The organism is Streptomyces ovatisporus, assembly GCF_042653885.1.
Taxonomy (GTDB): Bacteria; Actinomycetota; Actinomycetes; order Streptomycetales; family Streptomycetaceae; genus Streptomyces; species Streptomyces ovatisporus.
In genome coordinates this window covers 407,385-430,692 of record NZ_JBHSFH010000003.1, presented here as the reverse complement: position 1 = coordinate 430,692, position 23,308 = coordinate 407,385, and the positions used below count along the sequence as shown (strand labels likewise).

The following is a 23,308-nucleotide window of genomic DNA, read 5'->3' as shown; positions in this document are numbered from 1 at the left end:
GGCGATTCGCTCCTTGTCGCGCTGAACCGGGCCGGGCCGGCGCCCTCGTTCCGGGTACGGCCCGGTTCAGCGCATCCCCCGCTTCGCGGGAGGTGCCCCCGGCGTTGCCTGGGCGGCGGCGGCGGCGGCGGACGGAGAAGGTTCGGCAGGTGAAACCCCCACCGCCGACCACGACTTGAGCACGGCTTCCCGTTCGGGGCTGCCGTCCCCGAAGCGCGAGGCGGCGGCGGAGACGGTGGCGCCCGCGAAGGCTGCGAAGTCCGCGTCGGGAGTGAGGTCGCCGGAGGTGAGGGCGTCGTACCAGACCTGGCCCGCACGCTCCCACGCGTTGCCGCCGAGCTCCGTGGCCAGCCGGTAGAACGCGTGGTTGGGGATACCGGAGTTGATGTGCACGCCGCCGTTGTCGGAGCCGGTGTGCACGTAGTCCTCCATGGTCGCCGGCTGGGGGTCCTTGCCGAGGACGTCGTCGTCGTACGCGGTGCCGGGCGCCTTCATCGAGCGCAGGGCGGTGCCCTCCACGTGGTCGGTGAACAGGCCGTCGCCGATGAGCCAGTCGGCCTGGTCGGCGCTCTGGCCGAGTCCGTACTGCTTGATGAGGGAGCCGAAGACGTCGGAGACCGATTCGTTGAGCGCGCCGGACTGCCCGAAGTAGGCGAGGTTCGCCGTGTACTGGGTGACGCCGTGGGTCAGTTCGTGGCCGATGACGTCCACGGGCAGGGTGAAGTCGCGGAAGATCGACCCGTCGCCGTCCCCGAAGACCATGCGTTCGCCGTCCCAGAACGCGTTGCCGTACTTCTCGCCGTAGTGGACCGTCGCGTCGAGCGGCATGCCGGCGCCGTCGATCGAGAAGCGCGAGAAGGCGGTGAGGAAGAGCTCGAAGGTGGCGCCGAGCCCCGCGTAGGCACGGTTGACGCTGGCGTCGTCGGTGGGCTCCTCGCCTTCGGAGCGCACCTTGGTCCCGGGCAGCTGCTCCCGGTTCCCGGCGTCGCTGATCGTGCGCCGCGGCTTCTTCCCGGCGTCCGCGGCGGCCCCCGGCGCGGCGGGGGCCGCCGTCATGCGGACGGTGGTGATCCTGCGGCGGGTGCGCTGCAGTGCGTCGTGCTCGAGCGTGCGGCGAGCCGGCTCGTAGAGCGTCGGGTCGCCCGAGCGGGAGAGGTGGTCAAGGACGTGCGGCGGGACGATGGGACAGAAGACGGTGTGTACGCGGTGTGCATGCCCGGTGCGCTTCGAGTGTGCGTCCATTCCTGCAAAGTGGCACAGGGTCACGGTTCTGTCACTCCCTGCGGCGGTGATTGCCACGAAGGGGTACAGATGCGTCAACTCCGTTGCGGGGGGCGGCTCCTGGTTCTGGTCCGGCCGCAGGGGCTCCACCGGTGTGCGCGACGTCGTGCGCCGTCCCGCATGGTGATACGGAGTCTTCGCTTCCGGTGCTCTCCGTTAGACTCGGCGCATCATGCGTCTTGGGCTGCTGCTTCTTAGCTGCCGCGGCGAGGGTCTGTAGTCGTACGGCCGACCCCCTCCCCGCGGAGACCGGTGCTGCCACCGTCGGCCCTCGAAGCCAACCCACGCGGAGCCCCTCCGCGATCTGGAGCCCACGCACATGACTTCCTCCGCTTCCTCCGCTTCTTTCGGCCGCCCCACGCCCGTCACGGCGGCCACCGTGCAGCAGAAGCCCTCCGGCATGCCCGTGCACAAGTACGGACCGTACGAGGCCGTCGACATCCCCGACCGCACCTGGCCGGACAACCGCATCACCCGGGCCCCCCGCTGGCTCTCCACCGATCTGCGGGACGGCAACCAGGCCCTGATCGACCCCATGTCGCCCGCGCGCAAGCGTGCGATGTTCGACCTGCTGGTGTCGATGGGCTACAAGGAGATCGAGGTCGGCTTCCCCGCCTCCGGGCAGACGGACTTCGACTTCGTGCGCTCCATCATCGAGGAGGAGGCGATCCCCGACGACGTGACGATCTCCGTGCTCACCCAGGCCCGTGAAGAGCTGATCGAACGCACCGTGGAGTCCCTGAAGGGCGCCCGCAACGCGACCGTCCACCTCTACAACGCGACCGCACCGGTCTTCCGCGAGGTCGTCTTCCGCGGCACCCGCGAGCAGGTACGGCAGATCGCCGTGGACGGCACACGGCTCGTGGTGGAGTACGCGGAGAAGCTGCTGGACGACCGCACCTGCTTCGGCTACCAGTACAGCCCGGAGATCTTCACCGACACCGAGCTGGACTTCGCGCTGGAGGTCTGCGAAGGCGTCATGGACGTCTGGCAGCCCGAGGACGGCCGCGAGATCATCCTCAACCTGCCCGCGACCGTGGAGCGTTCGACGCCCTCGACGCACGCCGACCGCTTCGAGTGGATGTCGCGGAACCTGACGCGCCGCGAGCACGTGTGCCTGTCCGTGCACCCGCACAACGACCGCGGAACGGCCGTCGCCGCCGCCGAACTGGCGATCATGGCGGGCGCGGACCGCATCGAGGGCTGCCTGTTCGGACAGGGCGAGCGCACCGGCAACGTCGACCTGGTCACCCTGGGTATGAACCTCTTCAGCCAGGGCGTCGATCCGCAGATCGACTTCTCGCAGATCGACGAGGTCAAGCGCACCGCGGAGTACTGCAACCAGATGGACGTGCACTCCCGGCACCCGTACGTCGGCGACCTCGTCTACACCTCCTTCTCCGGCTCCCACCAGGACGCCATCAAGAAGGGCTTCGAGGCGATGGAGGTACGCGCCGGGCGGGAGGGCAAGAGCGTCGACGAGCTGGAGTGGGCGGTCCCGTACCTGCCCATCGACCCCAAGGACGTGGGGCGTACGTACGAGGCGGTCATCCGCGTCAACTCCCAGTCCGGCAAGGGCGGCATCGCCTACGTGCTGAAGGGCGGGCACAACCTGGACCTGCCGCGCAGGATGCAGGTGGAGTTCTCCAAGATCATCCAGGAGAAGACCGACAGCGAGGGCGGCGAGGTCACCCCCGCCGACATCTGGCAGATCTTCCAGCACGAGTACCTGCCCACTCCGGACAACGCCTGGGGCCGCATCGCGCTGCGTTCCGGGCAGACCACGACGACTGTCGACGGACAGGACGCCGTCATGGTGGAGGCGACGGTCGACGGCGAGGACGTCGTGCTGGAGGGCACCGGCAACGGCCCGCTGGCCGCGTTCTTCGACGCGCTGCAGGCTGTGGACGTGGACGTGCGGCTGCTGGACTACGTCGAGCACACCATGAGTGAGGGCGCGGGCGCCGAGGCCGCCGCGTACATCGAGTGCGCCGTCGGCGACAAGGTGCTGTGGGGCGTGGGCATCGACGCCAACATCGTCCGCGCCTCGATCAAGGCAGTCGTCTCCGCCGTCAACCGCGCGGCACGCTGAGGCAGCCGAGCGCCGGGCGCCGGCGGCCGAGTGCCCGCCGGCTGCGCCGGGCTCCACGGTCTCCGCGGGCCTCATCCGTCCACGGGTGAGGCCCGCAGCCGTCGCCACGGCTCACCACGGGCCCGTACGCCGGAATCGACCCCGGCGAGGGGCTGACGCCGCAACTGACCTGTGGTTAACATCACGTTCACCGGCAGCGTGGCCGAATTCGTGACGGAGGTACGGCGTGAGCGGCGTGAGGCACTCTCGTGGCCAGCAGGAACACAGGTCGCAGGGTGGTCGTGGGTTGCGCCTCGCAGGCGTACGGACGAGCTGGCGGACCGTGGGCGACGGTGACTTCTTCTGCCCCGCCTGCGGAGGCGACCGCAGCTACCGCCGCCGCAGCGGACGGCGCCGCTTCGTCCTCCTCGGAGTGCCTCTGCTCTCGCGCGGCACGGTGCCGCCGGTCCTCGAATGCGCCGCCTGCCGCGGCCACTTCGGCACGGAAAGCCTCGACCACCCCACCACGTACCGCCTCGCGGGCCTCCTGCGCGATGCCGTGCACGCCGTCGCCCTGACCGTTCTCGCCGCCGGCGGCAGCGACAGCCGTACGGCCCGGCAGGCGGCGGTCGAGACCGTGCGCAGCGCCGGTTTCACCGAGTGCACCGAGGATCAGCTGCTGACGCTGATGGCGGCGCTCAGCTCCGAGAGCGGGCGGCCCGGTGGCGTGTCCACCGAGATCGAACTGCACGAGGCGCTGGCTCCGCTCGCACCGCATCTGGCGCCCGCAGGCCGCGAGGGCCTGTTGCTGCACGGCGCCCGCATCGCGCTGGCGGACGGCCCCTACCGCGCGGCCGAGCGGCGGGTCCTGGCGGCGGTCGGCGCGTCCCTGCGGATCGACGAGGAGGACGTCGACCGTCTGCTGGCGGAGGCCCGCACACCCTCCTGAGCTGCTGCACAGGCGGCATCCGCCCCCCCCGGCCCGGCCCCCGGCCCGGCCCCCGGTCCGGTCGCACAGCGCATCCGCGGCTCCGCAGGACACGGGCAGCGTGGCGGTCCGCCCGTACGCGGCGGCCGCCCGGTGGCCGTACGCGATACTGGACCCATGACCCTGTTCCGCGACGACGGCATCGTGCTGCGCACCCAGAAGCTGGGCGAGGCGGACCGGATCATCACGGTGCTCACTCGCGCGCACGGGCGGGTGCGGGCGGTCGCCCGCGGTGTGCGGCGCACGAAGTCGAAGTTCGGTGCGCGGCTGGAACCGTTCAGCCACGTCGACGTGCAGTTCTTCGCCCGCGGCGGCGAACTGGTCGGCCGGGGACTGCCGTTGTGCACGCAGACGGAGACCATCGCCGCGTACGGGCGGGGAATCGTCGGCGACTACGCGCGCTACACCGCGGGCACGGCCATGCTGGAGACCGCCGAGCGCTTCACCGACCACGAAGGCGAACCCAACGTGCAGCAGTATCTGCTGCTGGTGGGCGGGCTGCGCACGCTGGCCGCCGGGGAGCACACCCCGGGCCTGGTCCTGGACGCCTTCCTGCTGCGCTCACTGGCCATGGGCGGCTACGCGCCCAGCTTCGAGGACTGCGCCAAGTGCGGCCTGCCCGGCCCCAACCGGTTCTTCTCCGTGGCCTCGGGCGGGGTGGTGTGCGGCGACTGCCGGGTACCGGGCAGCGTCGTACCGTCGCCGGAGGCGCTGCAGCTGCTGGGGGCGCTGCTCACCGGCGACTGGGAGACGGCCGACGCGGTGGAGGCCCGTCACGCCAGGGAGGGCACCGGTCTGGTCTCGGCGTACCTGCACTGGCACATGGAGCGGGGGCTGCGCTCGCTGCGGTACGTGGAGCGCTCCCCGGGCGGCCCGCCCGCAGCCGGGGAGGGCCCGCGCGCACAGCGTGCGGAACGGTCCTGACCGCAGGCCGCATCCGCAGGTCGGCTACGCTCGCCCGTATCCCGGGCAACGCCGTGGTCCCCGTAACCACCGCGCCCGCACCGTCCCCGCATGAACCCCTGGAGCTGAACGCCCATGGCACGCCGCGGAATGCTGCAAAGGCAGCGTCGCGAGTACGTCACCCCCGAGCCGCATCCCTCCGGTGAACGCCCGCCGAAGATCCCCTCGGAGCTGGTGCCGAACCATGTGGCCTGCGTCATGGACGGGAACGGCCGTTGGGCCAAGCAGCGCGGACTGCCCCGCACCGAGGGGCACAAGGTCGGCGAAGGCGTCGTCCTCGACGTGCTCAAGGGCTGCCTGGAGATGGGCGTGAAGAACCTCTCCCTGTACGCCTTCTCGACGGAGAACTGGAAGCGCTCCCCCGAAGAGGTGCGCTTCCTCATGAACTTCAACCGCGATGTCATCCGCCGCCGCCGCGACGAGATGGACGAGCTGGGTATCCGCATCCGTTGGGTCGGGCGGATGCCGAAGCTGTGGAAGTCGGTGGTGCGCGAGCTTCAGGTCGCCCAGGAACAGACCGTCGGCAACGACGCGATGACGCTCTACTTCTGCGTCAACTACGGTGGCCGCGCCGAGATCGCCGACGCGGCGCAGGCGCTCGCCCGGGAGGTGCAGGCAGGCAGGCTCGACGCCTCGAAGGTCGACGAGAAGACACTGGCGAAGTACCTGTACTACCCCGACATGCCCGACGTGGACCTGTTCCTGCGGCCCTCCGGCGAGCAGCGCACGTCCAACTACCTGATCTGGCAGAGCGCTTACGCCGAGATGGTCTACCAGGACGTTCTCTGGCCGGACTTCGACCGCCGCGACCTGTGGCGGGCCTGCCTGGAGTACGCCAAGCGCGACCGGCGCTTCGGCGGCGCACGCGAGGAGAGCGACGGGAAGAGCCGGTAGCGCCGTCGGCGGCCGCGTGGCAGGTGTGCCTCGTGGCCGGAGCCGTACGGCCCCCGCCCCGGGCGTCTCGTCGCGGAAGGTACGCCGGGAGGGCCGGGGCGGGGGGACGTACGGCGGGACGGCGGGAGAGTCCGGATGAGCGGACGCAGCACCGGCCCGGAGCGCAACGGGACCGCAGCGGCGGGTGACGTGCGGTCGGGACCGGGACGGTGGTTCCCGCCCGGGCGCGGTCACTTCGCGGGCGCCGTCACTTCGCGGCGGCGCACTCCCCGCACGTACCGAAGATCTCGACAGTGTGCCCGACGTCCACGAAGCCGTGCTCCTCGGCGATCGCCTCGGCCCACTTCTCCACTGCGGGACCCTCGACCTCGACGGCCTTCCCGCAGTGCCGGCACACCAGGTGATGGTGGTGGTCGTCGCTGTGGCAGCGGCGGTAGACCGACTCGCCCTCGTCGGTGCGCAGCACGTCGACCTCGCCCGCGTCGGCGAGGGACTGCAGAGTGCGGTAGACGGTGGTCAGGCCGACCGAGTCCCCACGGTGCTTGAGCATGTCGTGCAGCTCTTGCGCGCTGCGGAACTCCTCGACCTCGGCGAGGGCCGCCGAGACGGCGGCGCGCTGCCGGGTCGACCGGCCGCGGACAGGGGGACCTGCCGTGGTCACGCTGTCTCCTTCGTTCGTCAGACTCGCTCGGTGATCTGCCCGTCATTGTGCCAGGCACATCCGGCGGGCAGACCCTACGCCCGGAAACCGCCGCCTCCGGCAGCGTCTCCGCCGTCCTTGTACCGGCCGGCGACGGAGGCCCTGCCCCGTGCGGTCCCGCGCTCCGCGTCCGTCGCGGGTGCCGCGTCCGCCGCTGCTCCAGTCTCCGGCGCCGGGGCCGCGCCCGTGCCGCCCCGCGCGGGCTCCTGCCGCGCGGTGCGTGCCGGTTCAGGGTCCGCGGGGACGTCCGTACGGTGGCGGTCCCGTCGGGCGCGGCGCCTGGCGAGCGGGGTGGCCAGGGCCGTCACCACGCCGAAGAGCGCGATGGCCAGCACCACGATGCTGGCGCCGGGCGGTACGTCCGCGTAGAACGAGGTCGCGGTGCCCGACACGGTCACGGCCACCCCGAAGAGCACCGACAGCCCCAGCGTCCCCGCGAAACCGCGCGTGGCCTGCTGGGCGGCGGCGACGGGGATGACCATCAGCGCGCTCACCAGCAGCAGGCCCACCACACGCATCGCCACGGTCACCGTGACGGCGGCGGTGAGGGCGAGCAGCAGGTTCAGCAGCCGGACGGGCAGCCCGGTGACCCGTGCGAACTCCTCGTCCTGGCAGACGGCGAACAGCTGGCGCCGCAGCCCCAGCGACGCCGCGAGCACGAAGGCCGACAGGCAGACGATGGCGACGACGTCGGAGTCGGAGACGGTCGTGACCGACCCGAAGAGATACGTGGTGAGGCTCGCGTTGGACCCGTTGGGCGACAAGTTGATGATCATGACACCGCCCGCCATGCCGCCGTAGAAGAGCATCGCGAGCGCCAGATCCCCGCGTGCCTTCCCGTACCAGCGGATCAGCTCCATCGCGACGGCGCCGAGCGAGGCGACGAGCACCGCCATCCACACCGGGTTGGTGTTGAGGAGGAAACCGAGGGCGACGCCGGTGAGCGCGACGTGCCCGATGCCGTCGCCCATGATCGCCTGGCGTCGCTGGACGAGGTAGATGCCCACGGCCGGCGCCGCGACGCCGACCAGCAGTGCGGCGAGGAGGGCCCGCTGCATGAACGGGTAGTCGAGCAGCTCGGTCATCGGCGTGTCCCGGGGTTCACTTCGCTCAGGGACAGGCCGGCCCCGATCGCGGCCGACCCCCCGACGTCATGGTGGTCGTGCGGATGGCAGGCGATGTCGTGCAGGGCCTCGGGGTCGGCCACGCGCTCGACCACCCCGTCGCGCAGTACGGCCGCGCGGTCGATCAGCGGTGCGAACGGTCCCAGCTCGTGCAGGACGAGGAGGACGGAAGTGCCACCGGCGACTTGTTCGCGCAGCGCCTCGGCCAGCACGTCCTGGCTGGTCAGATCCATTCCGGCCAGCGGCTCGTCCATGATCAGCAAGTCGGGGCAGCCCGCCAGAGCCCGTGCGATCAGCACCCTCTGGTGCTGGCCGCCGGAGAGGGCGTTGACCGAGTCCCTCGCCCGGTCCGACATGCCGACCAGCTCCAGGGCCTGGGTGACGGCGGCCCTGTCGGAACGGCCGAGGGGACGCAGCCGCGCATGGGAGAGGCGGCCCGAGGAGACCACCTCCCGCACGGTCGCGGGGACGCCGGCCGCTGCCGTGGAGCGCTGCGGTACGTAACCGACGCGGCGCCAGTCACGGAAGCGGGCGAAGGGAGTGCCGAACAGTTCGAGCTCGCCGCCCGAGAGCGGCACCTGCCCGATGACGGTGCGGATCGCCGTGGACTTGCCGGAGCCGTTGGCGCCGAGCAGGGCGACGACCTCGCCGCTGTCCACGGTCAGGTCGATCCCGCGCAGTACGGTGCGTGCCCCCAGCGTGGCTGTGGCGGCGCGCAGCGCCATCACGGTCTCCGGTGCGGCCATGTGACGGGCCTTCCTCGACGGTGGGTACTTGCGGACGGTGCGGACGGGCGGTCTGGCGAAGCGGCCCCGCCCCGGCCGGGCGGCGCCTCAGTCGGCGCCGAGGGCGGTGCGCAGCGAGAGCAGGTTCTGGCGCATCACCGAGAAGTAGTCCTCGCCCTTCTCCGCGGTCTCCAGTGGGCTGAGTACCCCGGTCTTGAGGTTGAGATCGCCTGCGAGGGTCTTCGCCGTCCTGTCGCTGGCGCTCGACTCGAAGAAGACTGTGTCGACGTCGTCGGCCTTGGCGATCTTGTGAAGTCTCTTCATGCGCGCTCCGCTGGGCTCGGAATCGGGGTCGACGCCGGTGACGGCGGCCTCGTGGAGGCGGTAGCGCTCGGCGAGATAGCCGAAGGCGGCGTGCGTGGTGATGAAGGTGTCCGTCTTCTTCTTCCTCAGCGTGCTCTTGTACTCCTCGTCCAGCGACATGAGTCGTTTGCGCAGGTCGGAGGTGTTCTTCCGGTACGTCGCCCGGTGGGCCGGATCGGCCTTCGCGAGCTGCTCGCCCACGCCGCCGGCGATCTCGGCGTACCGGACCGGGTCGAGCCACACGTGCGGGTCGCCGTCCTGCTCGCCGCCGGAGGAGTCGCCGTGGCCGTGGTCCTCCCCGTGCCCCTCCTTTTCGTGCCCGTCCTCGCCGTGTACGTCCCCGCCGTGCTTCTCCAGATCGGTGTAGGACGTCGCCTCTGCGACGTGCTCGGGCTCGGCCTGCTGCACCCCCTCGTCCACGGCGGGCTGCAGCCCCTTGAGGTAGACGACCAGATCCGCCTCGCTGAGGCGGGCGGTCTGCTGGGGACTGAGCTCCAGGTCGTGCGGCTCGGTGCCCGGCTTGGTCAGCGATTCGACCTCCACGTGCTCGCCGCCTATCTGCTGGGCGAGGAACTTCATGGGGTAGAAGGACGCGACGACCTTCACCTTCCCGTTCTCCTCGGCGCCGCTGCCGCCGAGTCCGCAGCCGCTGAGTGCGAGTGCGCAGAGGCCGAGTGCACTCGCTGCCGAGGCGGTGCGTATGAGAGGACGGGAAGCGTTCATGACACTCATTTTCAGACTACTTGGAAACGATTGTCAAATGGTCTGCCACGTGCTCCTGCTCACTCCCGGGTCCGTCCGCCCGGCAGCGGTCCTCGTGGAGAAATCCCGCAGAGATACGGCACCGATCGCCGTACCGATTTGATCCGGCCCCCTCATGGATCGGTAACCTGAAGTATTCCGTCCGCCGTTGATGAAGAGAGCACTGTGGCCGCCGACAAGATCGACACCATCGTCAGCCTGAGCAAGCGCCGTGGCTTCGTGTACCCGTGCAGTGAGATCTACGGCGGTCAGCGTGCCGCCTGGGACTACGGACCGCTGGGCGTCGAGCTCAAGGAGAACATCAAGCGCCAGTGGTGGCGCTCCATGGTCACCTCGCGCGACGACGTGGTCGGCCTCGACTCGTCCGTCATCCTGGCCCCCCAGGTGTGGGAGGCCTCGGGCCACGTCGCCACCTTCACCGACCCCCTGACCGAGTGCACCTCCTGCCACAAGCGGTTCCGTGCGGACCACCTGGAGGAGGCGTACGAGGCCAAGCACGGGCGGCTGCCGGCCCAGGGCCTCGCCGACGTGAACTGCCCGCACTGCGGCAACAAGGGCGCCTTCACCGAGCCCAAGCAGTTCTCCGGCCTGCTCTCCACGCACCTCGGCCCCACCCAGGACGCCGGTGCGGTCGCCTACCTGCGGCCCGAGACCGCTCAGGGCATCTTCACCAACTTCGCGGCCGTGCAGCAGACTTCGCGCAAGAAGCCGCCCTTCGGCATCGCGCAGACGGGCAAGTCCTTCCGCAACGAGATCACGCCCGGCAACTTCATCTTCCGCACCCGCGAGTTCGAGCAGATGGAGATGGAGTTCTTCGTCAAGCCGGGCGAGGACGAGCAGTGGCACGAGTACTGGATGCAGCAGCGCTGGAACTGGTACGTCGACCTCGGCATCAGCGAGGAGAACATCCGCTGGTACGAGCACCCGGCGGAGAAGCTCTCCCACTACTCGAAGCGCACCGCCGACATCGAGTACCGCTTCAACTTCGGCGGCAGCGAATTCTCCGAACTCGAAGGCGTCGCCAACCGCACCGACTTCGACCTCACCGCGCACTCCAAGGCCAGCGGCCAGGACCTGTCCTACTTCGACCAGGAAGCGGGCGAGCGCTGGGTGCCGTACGTCATCGAGCCCGCGGCCGGTGTCAACCGCGCGATGCTCGCCTTCATGCTCGACGCGTACGTCGAGGACGAAGCGCCCAACGCCAAGGGCAAGCTGGAGAAGCGCACCGTGATGCGGCTCGACCCGCGGCTCGCGCCCGTCAAGGTCGCCGTGCTTCCGCTCTCCCGCAACGAGAAGCTGTCGCCGAAGGCGCGCGGCCTCGCCGAGGCGCTCCGCAAGAACTGGAACATCGAGTTCGACGACGCGGGCGCCATCGGCCGCCGTTACCGCCGGCAGGACGAGATCGGCACCCCCTTCTGCGTCACCGTCGACTTCGACACCCTCGACGACAACGCCGTCACGGTGCGCGAGCGGGACACCATGAAGCAGGACCGCATCTCGCTGGACCAGATCGAGGGCTACCTCGCCGGGCGTCTGCTGGGCTGCTGAGCCACGCGACCTGAGGGGCCGGCTCCGTCGCAGGACGGGGCCGGCCCACTCCGTTTCCGTCGGGTTCCCTTCGCTTCCGCCGGGGCCGCCCGTCAGGCCTCTTCCTGCCCCCAAGGGGTGTGACAACCGGCCCAAAAGCGGCGGGGCGGCTTCACGCGAGGTGAGCGACCAGCCGCGCGGCCTGACGCTCGACGGTTCCGGGAGGGTTCCGTGCCTCGCCCCGTTCGTCGAACGAGAGCAGGAAGAGCCAGACGAGGGCCAGCAGCCTGCGGTATTCGCGCAGCCGGGCGCCCCGGCCTGACGGGGACGCGTGCCAGGACCGCGGGAGGCACCGCCGCGTGGAGTGCGCGTACGGCGTCGGCCAGGGCCGTGAGCTGTTCCTCGTCCACGGTCTGCCCGCGCAGCGGCTCGCCCGGCAGTCGCGACATCGTGATCTCGGGCCGCCCGGGAGCGCCGGGACCGGCCAGGGGAGCGGGGGCGAGTCCGGGTGCGTGCTCGGCCAGCAGCTTCAGCGCCCGCCACTCACGCCGAGCCGCCGCCCGGCCGACCGGACCGCGGAACCGCTTGGTGACGCGGTGCGGCTCCAGGTGGATCGTGTGTCTGCTCACGAGGGCTCCCTGCAGCGGCAGTCGTGCGGTGCGGACCGCGCCACAGGGCGGGGCGACGATGCGGTCCCGCAAGGTGGCCTCCTTGCCGTCCTGGCCGGTGCCCGCCGCTGTCTCCGCTGTCCCTGCCCGGCACGGGGCCCACGTCATCCGTCTCTGCGAGACACGATCCGGGAAGCGCGTGACCGCCCGCCACCCCGCGGGCTCCGCCGCCCCCGCCGATGCGGGACAATGGGAGGCCCCCGCCCCGGCGGGCAGCCCCGCGCCCCCGGGGCACCGACGACCACCCGCATCACGTCCTGGAGGACGCCGACGTCATGACGCCGCAGCTCCGCATCGGTCCCCACACCGTCCAGCCCCCTGTGGTGCTGGCGCCCATGGCAGGGATCACGAACGCCCCGTTCCGGACGCTGTGCCGGGAGTTCAGCGGTGGCAAGGGGCTCTTCGTCAGCGAGATGATCACGACGCGGGCGCTCGTCGAGCGGAACGCGAAGACCATGCAGCTCGTCCGTTTCGACGGCAGCGAGCGACCCCGGTCGATCCAGCTGTACGGCGTGGACCCGGTGACCGTCGGCAAGGCGGCACGCATGATCGCCGACGAGGATCTCGCCGACCACATCGACCTCAACTTCGGCTGTCCGGTGCCCAAGGTCACGCGGAAGGGCGGCGGTTCGGCCCTTCCGTACAAGCGGCCGCTGCTGCGCGCCATCCTGCACGAGGCCGTGAGCAACGCGGGCGGGCTGCCCGTGACGATGAAGATGCGCAAGGGCATCGACGACGACCATCTGACGTATCTGGACGCGGGCCGCATCGCCGTCGACGAGGGCATCACCTCGATCGCACTGCACGGACGTACGGCGGCACAGCACTACGGCGGAACAGCGGACTGGGACGCCATCGCCCGCCTCAAGGAGGCGGTGCCCGAGGTACCGGTGCTGGGCAACGGCGACATCTGGTGCGCCGAGGACGCGCTGCGGATGGTCCGTGAGACCGGCTGCGACGGAGTCGTCGTCGGCCGCGGCTGCCTGGGACGCCCGTGGCTCTTCGCCGACCTGGTCGCGGCGTTCGAGGGCGCGGGGGAGGACGCGTACGCGCGTCCCGGTCTCGGCGAGGTCGCCCGGACGATGCTGCGGCACGCCACCCTGCTCGGGGAGTGGCTCGGCGACGAGGCGCGCGGAGTCATCGACTTCCGCAAGCACGTCGCCTGGTACACGAAGGGGTTCTCGATCGGGTCCCAGACGCGGCAGCGGCTCGCCGTCGCCTCCTCTCTGGACGAACTGGACGAGCTGCTGAGCGGCCTCGACCTGGATCAGCCGTGGCCCCGGGGCGCGGACGGTCCCCGTGGGCGTACTCACGGGCGCAACCGGGTGGTGCTCCCCGACGGCTGGCTGGACGATCCGTACGAGTGCGGCCAAGGCGTCGGTGCGGACGCGGAGTTGGACACCTCGGGCGGCTGAGCCCGCACCGCGCCGCCGTGGGACGGCCGCCGGAAGGCTGTGCCCCGCGGCGCGGACTCCACCATCCGCTGCCGGACTCCACGCGCCATCCCGGCCACCCGTGGCGCGTCCTGAGGCCGGCGGCGTGGTCAGTGGTGCCAGGCGCGGCCGCCGACGTTGTGGATCATGCGCTGGAGGACCTTGAGGGCCTGGACGTACTCCTCGTCCGGGATGCCGTGGTGGATCCGGGCGCGCAACTCCTGCTGAAGCCGGGCCAGTCCGGTATGGAAAGCGGCTCCCTCCGCGGTGATGCGCAGCCGTTCGGCGCGGTCCTGGTCGGCCCACCCCTGAGCCACGACGCCGTCCATCTCCGACTCCAGAAGGCCGCCCACGTCTAGGTAGCCGCCGAGCACGGCCGTCAGCTCCTCGCGTGTACGCCCGTCCTCGCTGTCCGCGAGCTGGGCGAGGATCCACCACTGCGGCTGGCTGATGCCGCGCCGCCCCAGTGCCTCGCGGATGTGCCCGACCACGGCCTTGTGCGCGGCCCAGCTCCAGTAACCGATCGGCTGCCCGGCCAGTTCGTCGTCCCGGTGTGAGTACCGGACATCCGTGCCCGACTCCATGGTTCGTCCCCGCCTTCCGTGTTGCGCTGCGCGGCTTCGTGCACCGCACCGACGAGGACGAACCTAGAAGTTGAACTCAAGTTCAGGTCAAGCCTTGCCGTCCGCCGGCACCCGGGACCGCCGGGAAACGGATCAACCGCCGGCGGACTCGCCCGCCTCCAGCCGGAAACCGACTTTCAGGCCGACCTGGTAGTGCTCGATCCGGCCCTCCTCGATGTGTCCGCGCACCTCGGTCACCTCGAACCAGTCCAGATGGCGCAGGGTTTCCGAGGCACGGCTGACCGCGTTGCGGATGGCCGCGTCGACGCCCTCGTGCGACGTGCCGACGATTTCGGTCACCCGGTAGATGTGATTGCTCATGCTGGTCTCCGCTGATGTGGGCCGTTTGTCTGTCCTGTTCCTGTGTCCCGATACCGGGCTCTTAGACAGCCGGAAGCACATTTGCGGCCCGGACGCCCCCGGAGCGCCCTCCGCACGGACGAACGCCGACGTGCGGACGCGCGACGACCGGTGCGCACACGTGCCGACGGGTGCGGAGATGCGCAGACGGGCGCCCCCGGCCGCGACGGGAGACGGCCGGGGGCGGCTGCGGAACGGCGAAGAGGCCGCCCCGGTTCAGGCGCCCGGCGAGCCCTCCACCGCCGTCAGCAGCGCGAGCGGTGTCGCCGCCGCCCATGCCTGCGGGGAGCAGGCATGCGGGTACGGCACGGGGTCGGCGTGGTCGGTGCGCGAGTACCCGGCGAGCACCTCCGGGAGCCGGTAGTCCTGCCTGGCCGCGGCCTCGACCATCCCCCGGGCGAGTTCAAGGGCCTGGCCGTGCAGTCCGTAGCGGGCCAGTCCCAGCGCGATGAGGGCGTTGTCGTGCGGCCAGATGCTGCCCCGGTGGTAGGAGAGCGGGTGGTACGGAGCCTGACCGGACGCCAGCGTGCGCACGCCCCACCCCGAGAAGAAGTCCGGTTCCAGCAGTCGCCGTCCCACCGCTTCGGCCCTGTCCTGGCCGAGGATGCCCGACCACAGCAGATGGCCCGCGTTGGAGGCCAGTACGTCCGCGCGGAGACCTGTCTCGTCGCGTGCGAGCAGCGGGAACTCGCGGTCCGGCATCCAGAAGTCGGTCTCGAAGCGTTCGCGGAGAGCGGTGGCCGCCTTCGTCAGGCGTTCCGCGTACGAAGCGTCCTGCCAGACCGTGCGGGCGAGCTCTGCCGTACGGACCAGCGCGTCGTAGGCGTAGCCCTGCACCTCGGCGACCATGACCGCGCCGGTGGGGCGGGTGCCGTCAGTGGTGCAGACCGCGCCGGGCGAGTCCTTCCAGTTCTGGTTGGCGAGGCCGCCCTCGTGGGCGTGGTAGGCGAGATAGCCGTGGCTCTCCAGGCCCCCGTGCTCGAACATCCACTCCACGGCTGCGCGCGCCTGCGGCTCCAGCCTGCTGGCCAGGGACGGGAGGTCCGCGTCCCCTGCGCGGTCCGCGTTCCCCGCATCCGCGTTCCCCGCATCCGCGGATTCCGCGGTGTCCTGGTTCTGTGTCCGTTCGTGATGGGCGCTCAGCAGGATCAGGAAGAGGGGCGTGGAGTCGACAGTGCCGTAGTAGCGCCCGTAGGGGACCTGGCCGAACCAGGCCAGTTCGCCGTGCCGGACCTCGTGGACGATCTTGCCGGGCTGTGCGAGGCGTTCGGGCTCGTCCTGCTGTGCCTGCGTCGCGGCGAGCGCCAGCAGGGTCGCTTCGGCCAGCCTCGGGCGGTACGGGAGGGCGAAGAGGGACGTCAGGAGGGAGTCGCGGCCGAAAAGGGTCAGGAACCAGGGGACACCGGCGCCGGGGACGAGGACGGTCCCGCCGTCCGGGCCGGGCGCCGCGACCCGCAGTCCGGCCAGATCCCTGAGCCCTTGTTCGCAGGCGCGGGCCAGCTCCGGCCAGTCGGTGCACTGAGCGGGAACGGGCCCGAGGGAGGTGAACTCGGCGGTACGGGCCTCCAGCCGGGCGGCGACGGCAGTGGGGTCGAGCGACGCCTCCGTGTCCGCCGTGTCCGGTGCGTCCTCCGCCTCCGGACCCCCCGCTTCCTTCACCGCCGCCTCCGCCGCGGCGGGGACGGCCGCCGGGCGTTCGGCTGCTCCGTGCGGATGGGCCGTCACGCACAGCCTCAACTCGGCCGTACCGTGCGGCGGCAGCTCCAGCGACCAGCTCAACTGCCGTGCCGGACTGCCTGTTTCCTCCACGGCGTCGGGCGGGGGCTCGGCGGTGATGGTCGTACGGGAGTGCCACTCGCCCCGCCGGTAGCCGAACTCGACGCCGTCCGGGCGGGGTTCGCGGGTACGGGTGGCGTGGGGCTTGTCGTAGACGCGGTGGTCGGAGCGGAGCTCGAACTGGTCCGCGAAGTCGGCGTCGACCGTGAGGGCGAGCCGGGCCGGGACGGCCTCGCCGAGGTTGCTGGTGAGGCGGATGTGTTCGGTCAACACCCCGTTTACGACGGCCTGTTCGCGGAAGACGGTGTAGGCGGGTGGTTCCTCACGGGTGCCGTGCGGGGTGAGGACGGCGCCGCCGCTGCCGTGGTCCGTCGCGGGCACCAGGACGGCGGGGGCGGCGCCGTCGACGGTGAGCTGCCAGCGGCTGAGATGCCGGGCGTCACGTACGAACAGGCCCTCGGGAACGGTGCCTTCGGCCTGCGCGCCGGCCAGCGCCCAGTGGGAACCGTTGACGTCACCGGAGGGGCCCAGCACGGCGAAGGTGCCTTCGTGGACGAGCAGACGGTGCTCGGTCGCATTCACAGGTTCATGGTCCTTCCTCGGACTCGGACGACGTGAACTCTGGTCCTGTCATTGACGTGAACCCGCCTCGCTGAACCTCGGTTCCGCGGCCGGCACTCGAATCCGGCCGTCCGAGGAGGTCCAGGGCGAGGGCGGCCGTCCAGCTGAAGTCGCGCGTCCCGCGCCCGGCGCCGCTGTACGGATCGAGGTACTCGGCGAAGCGGGACGCGACGGCCGCGTCGAGTACATCGGCGCGCAGCCCGTCGGCACGTCCGGTCTCGCCGCAGCGCCGGAGCCCGCGCTCCAGAAGCCAGTTGACGTTGAACCAGGCGGGCCCGCGCCAGTAGCGGTACGGGTCGAAGGCCGGTCCGTCCAGGGCGTAGCTCGGCACCAGCCGCACCTTCGTACCCAGTCCGAAGTGCTCACCGGTGACCGTGCGCAGCAGGGCGGCGGTGACGTCCTCGGGCAGACCGGGCGCTATCAGGGGGAGCAGCCCCGCGACGCTGCGCACGTCCAGCAGCCGTCCGCCTGCCCGTCCGGCTTCCGTGTCTCCGTCCGCGGGGCCCGCGCGCAGGTCCCGGCAGAGGAACTGGCCCGCGCCGGGGGACCACAGGCGCCGGACGAGGGATTCCGTGAGGGACGCCGCGTGCGCGCTGTGGGAGCGGGCTTCCGCCTCGTCGCCGAGTTCGGTGCAGATGGCGGCGAGGGCGTGTCCGGAGGCGATGAACAGGGCGTTGAAGGAGGGGTCTTCGACCGCGAAGCGGTGTGGCGCCTCCGCATCGCGGTATCCGTGGTCGCGGTAGTCGGCGGCGAGACGTACGTACCGCCCGTAGTCCAGGTCGGTGGGCCGGTCGGCGGCGGTCCCGTGGGCGAGGTCCGCGCGCCGGAAGGAGCCCGGCGGAGCAGGCGTGACGCGCTCCAGCGGGCCGTCCCAGCAGGGGCTGTTGTCCATGCCGGGTTCCCAGGGGTGGACGACGGCTGCGAGGCCGCCGCCGCCCAGGTCGCGGTGGTCCGCGAGGTAGCGGTGCCATGCGGCGAGGCGCGGGCGGACCCTGGCGAGAAAGCCGCGCCGGCGGGACGCCGCCGGGTCGGCCTCGTGCACCAGCCAGGCGGCGAGCGCGTGGACCGGCGGCTGGACGATCCCGGAGGTCTCCGCGGTGCGCGGTGCTCCCGCTCCGGCGCCCGCCGTTGACGAACGCCAGAAGTCGGGCCCGGGAAAGTACGCGTCCAGCGGCACGCGCGGATTGAAGACGATGTGCGGCACACGTCCGTCGTCCCACTGGGCGCTCAGCAGCGTCTCCAGCTCCCGTTGGGCCCGCGCCGGGGACAGGTGGCGCAGCCCGACGGCGATGAACGCGGAGTCCCAGCTCCACTGGTGGGGATAGAGGCCGGGGGAGGGGACCGTCGAGGTGCCCGTCCAGTTGCCGAGGAGTACGCGGCGCGCTTCGCGGCGCAACCGGGCGCGTCCGGCTGCGCCGAGCGTCCGGCCCGTGGGGGCGGTGGCCGGACGTCCGTCGGCGGGCGCGTCGGGGCTGCCGGTGCGTACGCCCGTCTCGGCCGCGGCCGATGACGTCGGGCTCATGCGGCGGCCCTGGCGAGGAACGGCGGCACGGACTCGACGGCCGCTGCGGCGTCCCCGGTCAGCCGGCATTCAAGGGCGAGATGGCCCGTGTAACCGGCCCCGTCCAGCGCGCCCAGCCACGCCGGCCAGTCCAGGTGCCCGGCGCCGGGCTGGAAGCGGTTGGAGTCGCTGACCTGTGCGTGTCCGATGTACGGGGCCGCCGCCAGGATCGCCGCCGGCGGGTCGGACTCCTCGATGTTCATGTGGTAGCTGTCGATGCCGACCCGGACGGAGTCGAGGCCCACCTCGCGGATCAACTCCACTGCCTGTTCGAGCCTGTTGACCATGTGGTCCTCGTAGCGGTTCAGGGGTTCGAGGAAGAGCGTGACGCCTTCCCGGCGGGCGTGCTCACCGAGCTCGGTCAGGCCCGTGAGCAGCACTTCACGGTCCTCGTCCTCGCTGCGGGGCGGCTGGAAGGGCGGCAGGCGCCGGGAGAACATCCCGTACGAGGCGGGGGTCTGCGCGCCGGTGCCGCCCAGTTCGCCGATGACCGACAGCTGGGACTTCATCTGCTCGACGGCGTCCCGTCGCATCTCCTCGTCGAAGGCGCCGATGAAGTGCAGCATGTCCACGCACACCGTCGGCATGACGACGCCGTCGGCGAGGGCTCTGCGCAACTCGGGCAGCCGTTCGCGGAAGTGGAAGTCGCCCTTTCCGCGGAGTTCGATCGCGTCGTAGCCCGCGGCCTGCGCGAACTCCCACTTCTGCTGGAGGGTCTCCCCCGGGAGGAGCTGTTCCTGGCAGGCGGTTCGGAACATGGTGGGGCCTTTCACGGAGTGCGGTGGTGCCGCGGTGCTGGGGTGCTGGGTGCTGGGGTTGCTTGTCAGGGGGGTGCCGCGATCGGTGGGTGCGGTGGTGCGTGCCGACCGGGCGTCCGGTCACGGGACTTCGGGGCGGTCCGGTGCGGCCGTCGCCGACTGCCCGCGTACACGCGCCGGTTCAGAACTCGAGGACGATCTGCAGGGCGTCCGCGGGACGTTCGTCCAGCAGCGTGTAGGCCTCGGCCGCCTCCCCGGCCGGAACGACGTGGCTGACCAGCGTCTCCACGTCGACCTTTCCCTCGGCGACCAGCCGCAGGAAGGTCTGCTGCAGCCGTTCCACGCTCCACCGCCCCGCCAGCTGCTGCGGTACGCCTCCGATCTGCGAGCAGATCAACTGGGCCCTGTTGTGGTGGAATTCGTCCCCGAGGCGCAGTCCCGTCCCGTCGCCCTGGTAGAAGCCGGATGCCACGACCCGGCCGCCGACGGCGACCGAGCGCAGCGCCTCGTGCAGGGCCGGATAGGCGCCGCTGATCTCGATGGCGGCGTCCGCGCCGCGCCCGCCGGTCGCTTCGTGCACCCGCTCGGCCACCTCGTCCTCGCGGGCGTTGAGGGTGATCTCCGCACCGTGTTCCCGCGCGTGTGCGAGCCGTACGTCGAGGGCGTCGACGGCTGTCACGCGTGCGCCGCTGAGCTGCGCGAGGCGCGTGGTCAGCAGACCGATGACGCCCTGCCCGAACACGGCGACGTCCTCGCCGAGATGGATGTCCGCGCCGAGCACGGCGTTGTAGGCGATCGCCCCGACGCGGGCGAACGCCCCCGCCAGCGGAGACAGTCCGGGAGGAAGCGTGTGCCCGGCCATCCGCTCGACTGGGACGACGCCTTCGCTGCGGTGTCCCCAGATGCCCCACACGAGATCTCCGACGGCGGGCGTCCCGGGCAGCTCCGCCGACTCGGGGGACACCTCGGTGACTTCGCCGACCTCCGAGTAGCCCCAGCCGGCCACGGGGTAGGCGATCCCGGCCGCGCCCTCCCGGAAGAGCCGGGCCTCGGGGTCCCAAGTGCGGGTGAGGTAGGGGTTGGTGCCGCGGTAGGCGGTCAGCTCGGTCCCCGCCGATATGCCCGAGTAGCGCGTACGCACCCGCAGATGGCCGGCGGGCAGCGGCTCGCTCTCGTGCTCGGCCACCTCCACCTTTCGTGGGCCGGTGAACTGGACGACTCGCTCCACAACGCACTCCGAAGAACTTGGCAGGGCTCGGCTCTGAGGTCGGGCTTCCGGGTTCCGTCGAAAGTACATGAGAGTTACGTCTTGTGAAAAGACAAAAGTGATGCTGGGATGCATGCCTGATAAGCGGAAGCAGGTGAGGGCGAGGCATGCGGATGTTCACGCGGCGTTCGAGGACGAGGCGGTCGGCCGCGGCCGCGCTGGCCGGGGCGCTGTGCGCCGCGCTGCTGGCGGGCTGCTCGGCGAACGCGCAGGCCGGCCCGGACAAGCCGGACGGAAAGATCACGGTCTGGACGCTGGAGAACCTGCCGGCGCGGATGGCGGCCGAGAAGAAGATGATCGGCCGCTTCGAGAAGTCGAGCGGTGTGGAGGTGGAACTCGTCGGCGTGGACGAGGGCCAGCTGCCGCAGCTGATCATGTCCGCCGCCGCGGCGGGCAACCTGCCCGACGTCATCGGCTCGCTGCCGCTGGGCCAGGCCTGGCAGATGTACGGCAACGGGCTGCTCGACACCGAGGGCCCCGCCGAGGTCGTCGAGGATCTGGACGCCGGGACGTTCAACTCCAATGCCCTGAAGCTCACTTCGGACGACGGCACCCGCCTCGCCGTGCCCTCCGACGCCTGGCTCCAGCTGCTCGTCTACCGCAAGGATCTGCTGAAGAAGGCGGGGCTGTCCGCCCCCGACAGCTACGCGGAGATCCTCGAGGCCGCCGAGAAGCTCGACCGCGGCAGGATGGACGGCATAGCCCTGGCCACCGACCCTGCTGACGCCTTCACCCAGCAGAGCTTCGAGGACCTCGCGCTGGCCAACGACTGCCAACTCGTGGAGAAGGGCGAGGTGTCGCTGGACTCGCCCGCCTGCAGGCGCACCTTCGAGACGTACGACACCCTCGCCCGTAAGCACGGCGCCCGCGGCACGCAGACCGTCGACACCACACGGGCCACGTACTTCGCGGGCAGGTCGCCCATGATGGTGTGGTCCTCCTTCCTGCTCGACGAACTCTCCGGCGAGCGCGCCGACGTCGTCCCCAGTTGCCCCGAGTGCAAGAAGAACCGCGCCTTCCTCGCGGAGAACAGCGGTATCACCACCGCGCTGAAGGGCCCGGACGGCGAAAAGCCGGTCCAGTTCGGCGAGATCACGTCGTGGGCGATGACGAAGAGCGCCGAGACCGAGGCGTCCAAGACCTTCATCACCCACATGCTCAGCACCGGATACGAGGACTGGTTCGGGATGGCACCGGAGGGCAAGATCCCGGTCCGCGAGGGCACGCCCGACGACCCCGACAAGTACCGGAAAGCCTGGCGCTCCAGCAGGCTCGGAGTCGAGGCGACCGAGCGCAAGCCCCTGAACGCGATCTACCCCGACTCGCTCCTGGACCGGCTGACGGACGGTGTCGGCGTCATGCGCAGGTGGGGTTTCACGCAGGGAGAGGGAGCCCTCGTCGGAGCCACCAACGGCGAACTGCCCGTACCCAAGGCCGTATCGGCGATGACCAGTGGCCAGATCTCGCCGGGTGAGGCCGCCCGCGAGGCGCACGACGAGGTCGACGCCCTGCGCCGCTCCTTGGAGTGAACCGCATACGGGCCGCCGCGCAGCCCGAGTGAACGACAGCAAGCGGCGACCGGCGCACCGCGACCGGTGCACGGCAAACCGGGCGGACGGCCCCCGGCAGGAGCCACCGACCGCTCCCCCTCCCTTACGTACGGCCGACGAGGTCCGCACACACCCGAGGTACGCACACCATGACGCACCCCACGACGAGAGAACCGGACGGCACCCCGCAGCCGCCCGTCCGCCCCGGAGCGGAAGGCCCCGGAGGAGCCGGGCAGGCCACCGGACGTCCCGGCGGCACGACCGGACGCGGGTCGCGCGGCCCGCTCACGGCCGCCGGCCGGGAGAACCGCGCAGGGCTGGCCTTCGTCACCCCCACCGTGGTGGTGGTCGGTGTCGTCGTCGTACTGCCGATCCTGTGGACGGTCCTCCTCGCCTTCCAGGACGCCAGGCTCGTCGACATCCAGAGCATGGGCCTGCTGGGCAACTGGACGCTGGAGAACTTCGGCGACGTCTTCGGCTCGCCCGGCTTCTGGGCCAGCCTGTGGACGACGCTCCTCTACACCGTCGGCGCGACGGCCGGCTCCATCGCCCTCGGCCTGATCGCCGCCCTGGCCCTGCGCCGGCCCTTCCGGGGGCGCGGACTGCTGCGCGGCTCGATGCTGCTGCCCTACGTGGCGCCCGTCGTCGCCGTGGCCTTCGTCTGGGAGATCGCCCTCAGCCCGCAGTTCGGAGTCATCAACGAATGGGGCGCCGAACTCCTCGGCTGGGACGACCCGGTGGCCTTCCTCTCCACCCGCTCCTACGAAGTGGCCCTGTTCGGGCTGCACTTCGAGATACCGCTGGCGCTGCTCACCGTCGTCGCCTTCGAGACGTGGCGCTACTTCCCCTTCGCCTTCCTCTTCCTGCTGGCCCGGCTCCAGGCCGTGCCGGACGGACTGGAGGAGGCCGCGGAGGTCGACGGCGCCGCTCCCACCCAGCGCTTCCGGCACGTCCTGCTGCCGCAGCTGATGCCCGTCATCGCGCTGCTGTGCGTGCTGCGCTTCATCATGACGTTCAACAAGTTCGACGACATCTACCTGCTGACCGGCGGCGGTTCCGGCACCGACGTCGTGGCGGTACGCGTCTACGACTTCCTCACCGCACGCTTCGACGTGGGTGCCGCGGCGGCACAGGCCCTCGTACTCGCCGTGATCCTCATGGCCCTGCTCGGCCTGTACTTCGCGTTCTTCGGCAAGAAGGTCCAGGAGGAATCATGAGCGACGTACGCACACCCACCCGGCGGCAGAGGCGCGCGATGCCCGCACCTCTGACCCGTGCGGGCGGAGAAACGGT

At 71.1% G+C, this 23,308-nt stretch carries 20 protein-coding genes; 8 read left to right on the top strand and 12 right to left on the bottom strand.

All coding sequences use genetic code 11. From position 1 onward, the window contains the following. Positions 1 to 66 precede the first annotated feature (66 nt). Entirely contained in the window at positions 67 to 1,242 is a 1,176-nt protein-coding gene (locus ACFPA8_RS03515; protein WP_386442052.1) for a M4 family metallopeptidase, read from the bottom strand. 358 nt (positions 1,243 to 1,600) lie between these two features. Here ACFPA8_RS03515 and leuA point away from each other — a divergent pair, with 358 nt between their 5' ends. The 4 genes from leuA (at position 1,601) to ACFPA8_RS03495 (ending at position 6,197) form a co-directional block, all read left to right on the top strand. Beyond that, on the top strand, positions 1,601 to 3,373 hold the full coding sequence (gene leuA / locus ACFPA8_RS03510; RefSeq protein ID WP_386442049.1) for a 2-isopropylmalate synthase: 1,773 nt from the start codon (positions 1,601 to 1,603) through the stop codon (positions 3,371 to 3,373). A 286-nt stretch (positions 3,374 to 3,659) separates the two neighbouring features. Then, on the top strand, positions 3,660 to 4,301 hold the full coding sequence (locus ACFPA8_RS03505; RefSeq protein ID WP_386442046.1) for a TerB family tellurite resistance protein: 642 nt from the start codon (positions 3,660 to 3,662) through the stop codon (positions 4,299 to 4,301). A gap of 156 nt (positions 4,302 to 4,457) precedes the next feature. Beyond that, entirely contained in the window at positions 4,458 to 5,264 is an 807-nt protein-coding gene (gene recO, locus ACFPA8_RS03500; RefSeq protein ID WP_386442043.1) for a DNA repair protein RecO, read from the top strand. A gap of 114 nt (positions 5,265 to 5,378) precedes the next feature. Then, positions 5,379 to 6,197, top strand: a complete 819-nt coding sequence (locus ACFPA8_RS03495) for an isoprenyl transferase (protein ID WP_386442040.1) — start codon at positions 5,379 to 5,381, stop codon at positions 6,195 to 6,197. A 247-nt stretch (positions 6,198 to 6,444) separates the two neighbouring features. Here the strand turns inward: ACFPA8_RS03495 and ACFPA8_RS03490 are convergent, their stop codons facing one another. From ACFPA8_RS03490 to ACFPA8_RS03475, 4 genes are all read right to left on the bottom strand, one after another. Continuing rightward, complete coding sequence (locus ACFPA8_RS03490) at positions 6,445 to 6,858, bottom strand: Fur family transcriptional regulator (RefSeq protein WP_386442037.1); 414 nt, start codon at positions 6,856 to 6,858, stop codon at positions 6,445 to 6,447. A gap of 74 nt (positions 6,859 to 6,932) precedes the next feature. Beyond that, positions 6,933 to 7,982, bottom strand: coding sequence for a metal ABC transporter permease (locus ACFPA8_RS03485; protein ID WP_386442034.1), 1,050 nt, complete (start codon positions 7,980 to 7,982; stop codon positions 6,933 to 6,935). Continuing rightward, positions 7,979 to 8,767 carry a metal ABC transporter ATP-binding protein gene (locus tag ACFPA8_RS03480; RefSeq protein ID WP_386442031.1) on the bottom strand — a complete coding sequence of 263 codons (789 nt, stop codon included), beginning with the start codon at positions 8,765 to 8,767 and terminating at the stop codon, positions 7,979 to 7,981. The genes ACFPA8_RS03485 and ACFPA8_RS03480 overlap by 4 nt, the downstream gene beginning before the upstream one ends. Before the next feature lie 87 nt (positions 8,768 to 8,854). After that, on the bottom strand, positions 8,855 to 9,832 hold the full coding sequence (locus ACFPA8_RS03475; RefSeq protein ID WP_386442029.1) for a metal ABC transporter substrate-binding protein: 978 nt from the start codon (positions 9,830 to 9,832) through the stop codon (positions 8,855 to 8,857). 204 nt (positions 9,833 to 10,036) lie between these two features. Between ACFPA8_RS03475 and ACFPA8_RS03470 the strand changes: the two genes are divergently transcribed. Continuing rightward, entirely contained in the window at positions 10,037 to 11,419 is a 1,383-nt protein-coding gene (locus ACFPA8_RS03470; RefSeq protein ID WP_386442026.1) for a glycine--tRNA ligase, read from the top strand. A 92-nt stretch (positions 11,420 to 11,511) separates the two neighbouring features. Here the strand turns inward: ACFPA8_RS03470 and ACFPA8_RS03465 are convergent, their stop codons facing one another. After that, entirely contained in the window at positions 11,512 to 12,174 is a 663-nt protein-coding gene (locus tag ACFPA8_RS03465; RefSeq protein WP_386442023.1) for a phosphotransferase, read from the bottom strand. Positions 12,175 to 12,341: 167 nt separating this feature from the next. On the opposite strand from ACFPA8_RS03465, the gene dusB reads away from it, so the two are divergent. Beyond that, positions 12,342 to 13,481 (top strand): tRNA dihydrouridine synthase DusB, encoded by a 1,140-nt coding sequence (gene dusB / locus ACFPA8_RS03460; RefSeq protein WP_386442020.1) that lies wholly within the window; start codon positions 12,342 to 12,344, stop codon positions 13,479 to 13,481. A gap of 128 nt (positions 13,482 to 13,609) precedes the next feature. On the opposite strand, the gene ACFPA8_RS03455 is transcribed toward dusB, so the two are convergent. The 6 genes from ACFPA8_RS03455 to ACFPA8_RS03430 form a co-directional block, all read right to left on the bottom strand. After that, positions 13,610 to 14,083 (bottom strand): MarR family winged helix-turn-helix transcriptional regulator, encoded by a 474-nt coding sequence (locus ACFPA8_RS03455; protein ID WP_386442017.1) that lies wholly within the window; start codon positions 14,081 to 14,083, stop codon positions 13,610 to 13,612. Positions 14,084 to 14,215: 132 nt separating this feature from the next. Then, complete coding sequence (locus tag ACFPA8_RS03450; protein ID WP_386442014.1) at positions 14,216 to 14,443, bottom strand: dodecin; 228 nt, start codon at positions 14,441 to 14,443, stop codon at positions 14,216 to 14,218. 255 nt (positions 14,444 to 14,698) lie between these two features. After that, the gene (locus ACFPA8_RS03445; protein ID WP_386442011.1) at positions 14,699 to 16,840 is read right to left on the bottom strand and encodes an amylo-alpha-1,6-glucosidase; all 2,142 of its coding nucleotides are present in this window, start codon (positions 16,838 to 16,840) and stop codon (positions 14,699 to 14,701) included. A 4-nt stretch (positions 16,841 to 16,844) separates the two neighbouring features. Continuing rightward, positions 16,845 to 18,401, bottom strand: coding sequence for an amylo-alpha-1,6-glucosidase (locus ACFPA8_RS03440; protein WP_386442009.1), 1,557 nt, complete (start codon positions 18,399 to 18,401; stop codon positions 16,845 to 16,847). Further along, positions 18,398 to 19,198: a sugar phosphate isomerase/epimerase family protein gene (locus tag ACFPA8_RS03435; protein ID WP_386442006.1), complete on the bottom strand. Its 801-nt coding sequence runs from the start codon at positions 19,196 to 19,198 to the stop codon at positions 18,398 to 18,400. Before ACFPA8_RS03435 ends, ACFPA8_RS03440 begins: the two co-directional genes overlap by 4 nt. A gap of 181 nt (positions 19,199 to 19,379) precedes the next feature. Then, on the bottom strand, positions 19,380 to 20,426 hold the full coding sequence (locus ACFPA8_RS03430; protein WP_386442003.1) for a zinc-dependent alcohol dehydrogenase: 1,047 nt from the start codon (positions 20,424 to 20,426) through the stop codon (positions 19,380 to 19,382). Positions 20,427 to 20,572: 146 nt separating this feature from the next. On the opposite strand from ACFPA8_RS03430, the gene ACFPA8_RS03425 reads away from it, so the two are divergent. Both ACFPA8_RS03425 and ACFPA8_RS03420 read left to right on the top strand, forming a co-directional pair. Then, positions 20,573 to 21,994, top strand: coding sequence for an ABC transporter substrate-binding protein (locus ACFPA8_RS03425; protein WP_386442000.1), 1,422 nt, complete (start codon positions 20,573 to 20,575; stop codon positions 21,992 to 21,994). A 170-nt stretch (positions 21,995 to 22,164) separates the two neighbouring features. Further along, on the top strand, positions 22,165 to 23,232 hold the full coding sequence (locus ACFPA8_RS03420; RefSeq protein WP_386441997.1) for a carbohydrate ABC transporter permease: 1,068 nt from the start codon (positions 22,165 to 22,167) through the stop codon (positions 23,230 to 23,232). The last annotated feature ends 76 nt before the right edge of the window (positions 23,233 to 23,308 follow it).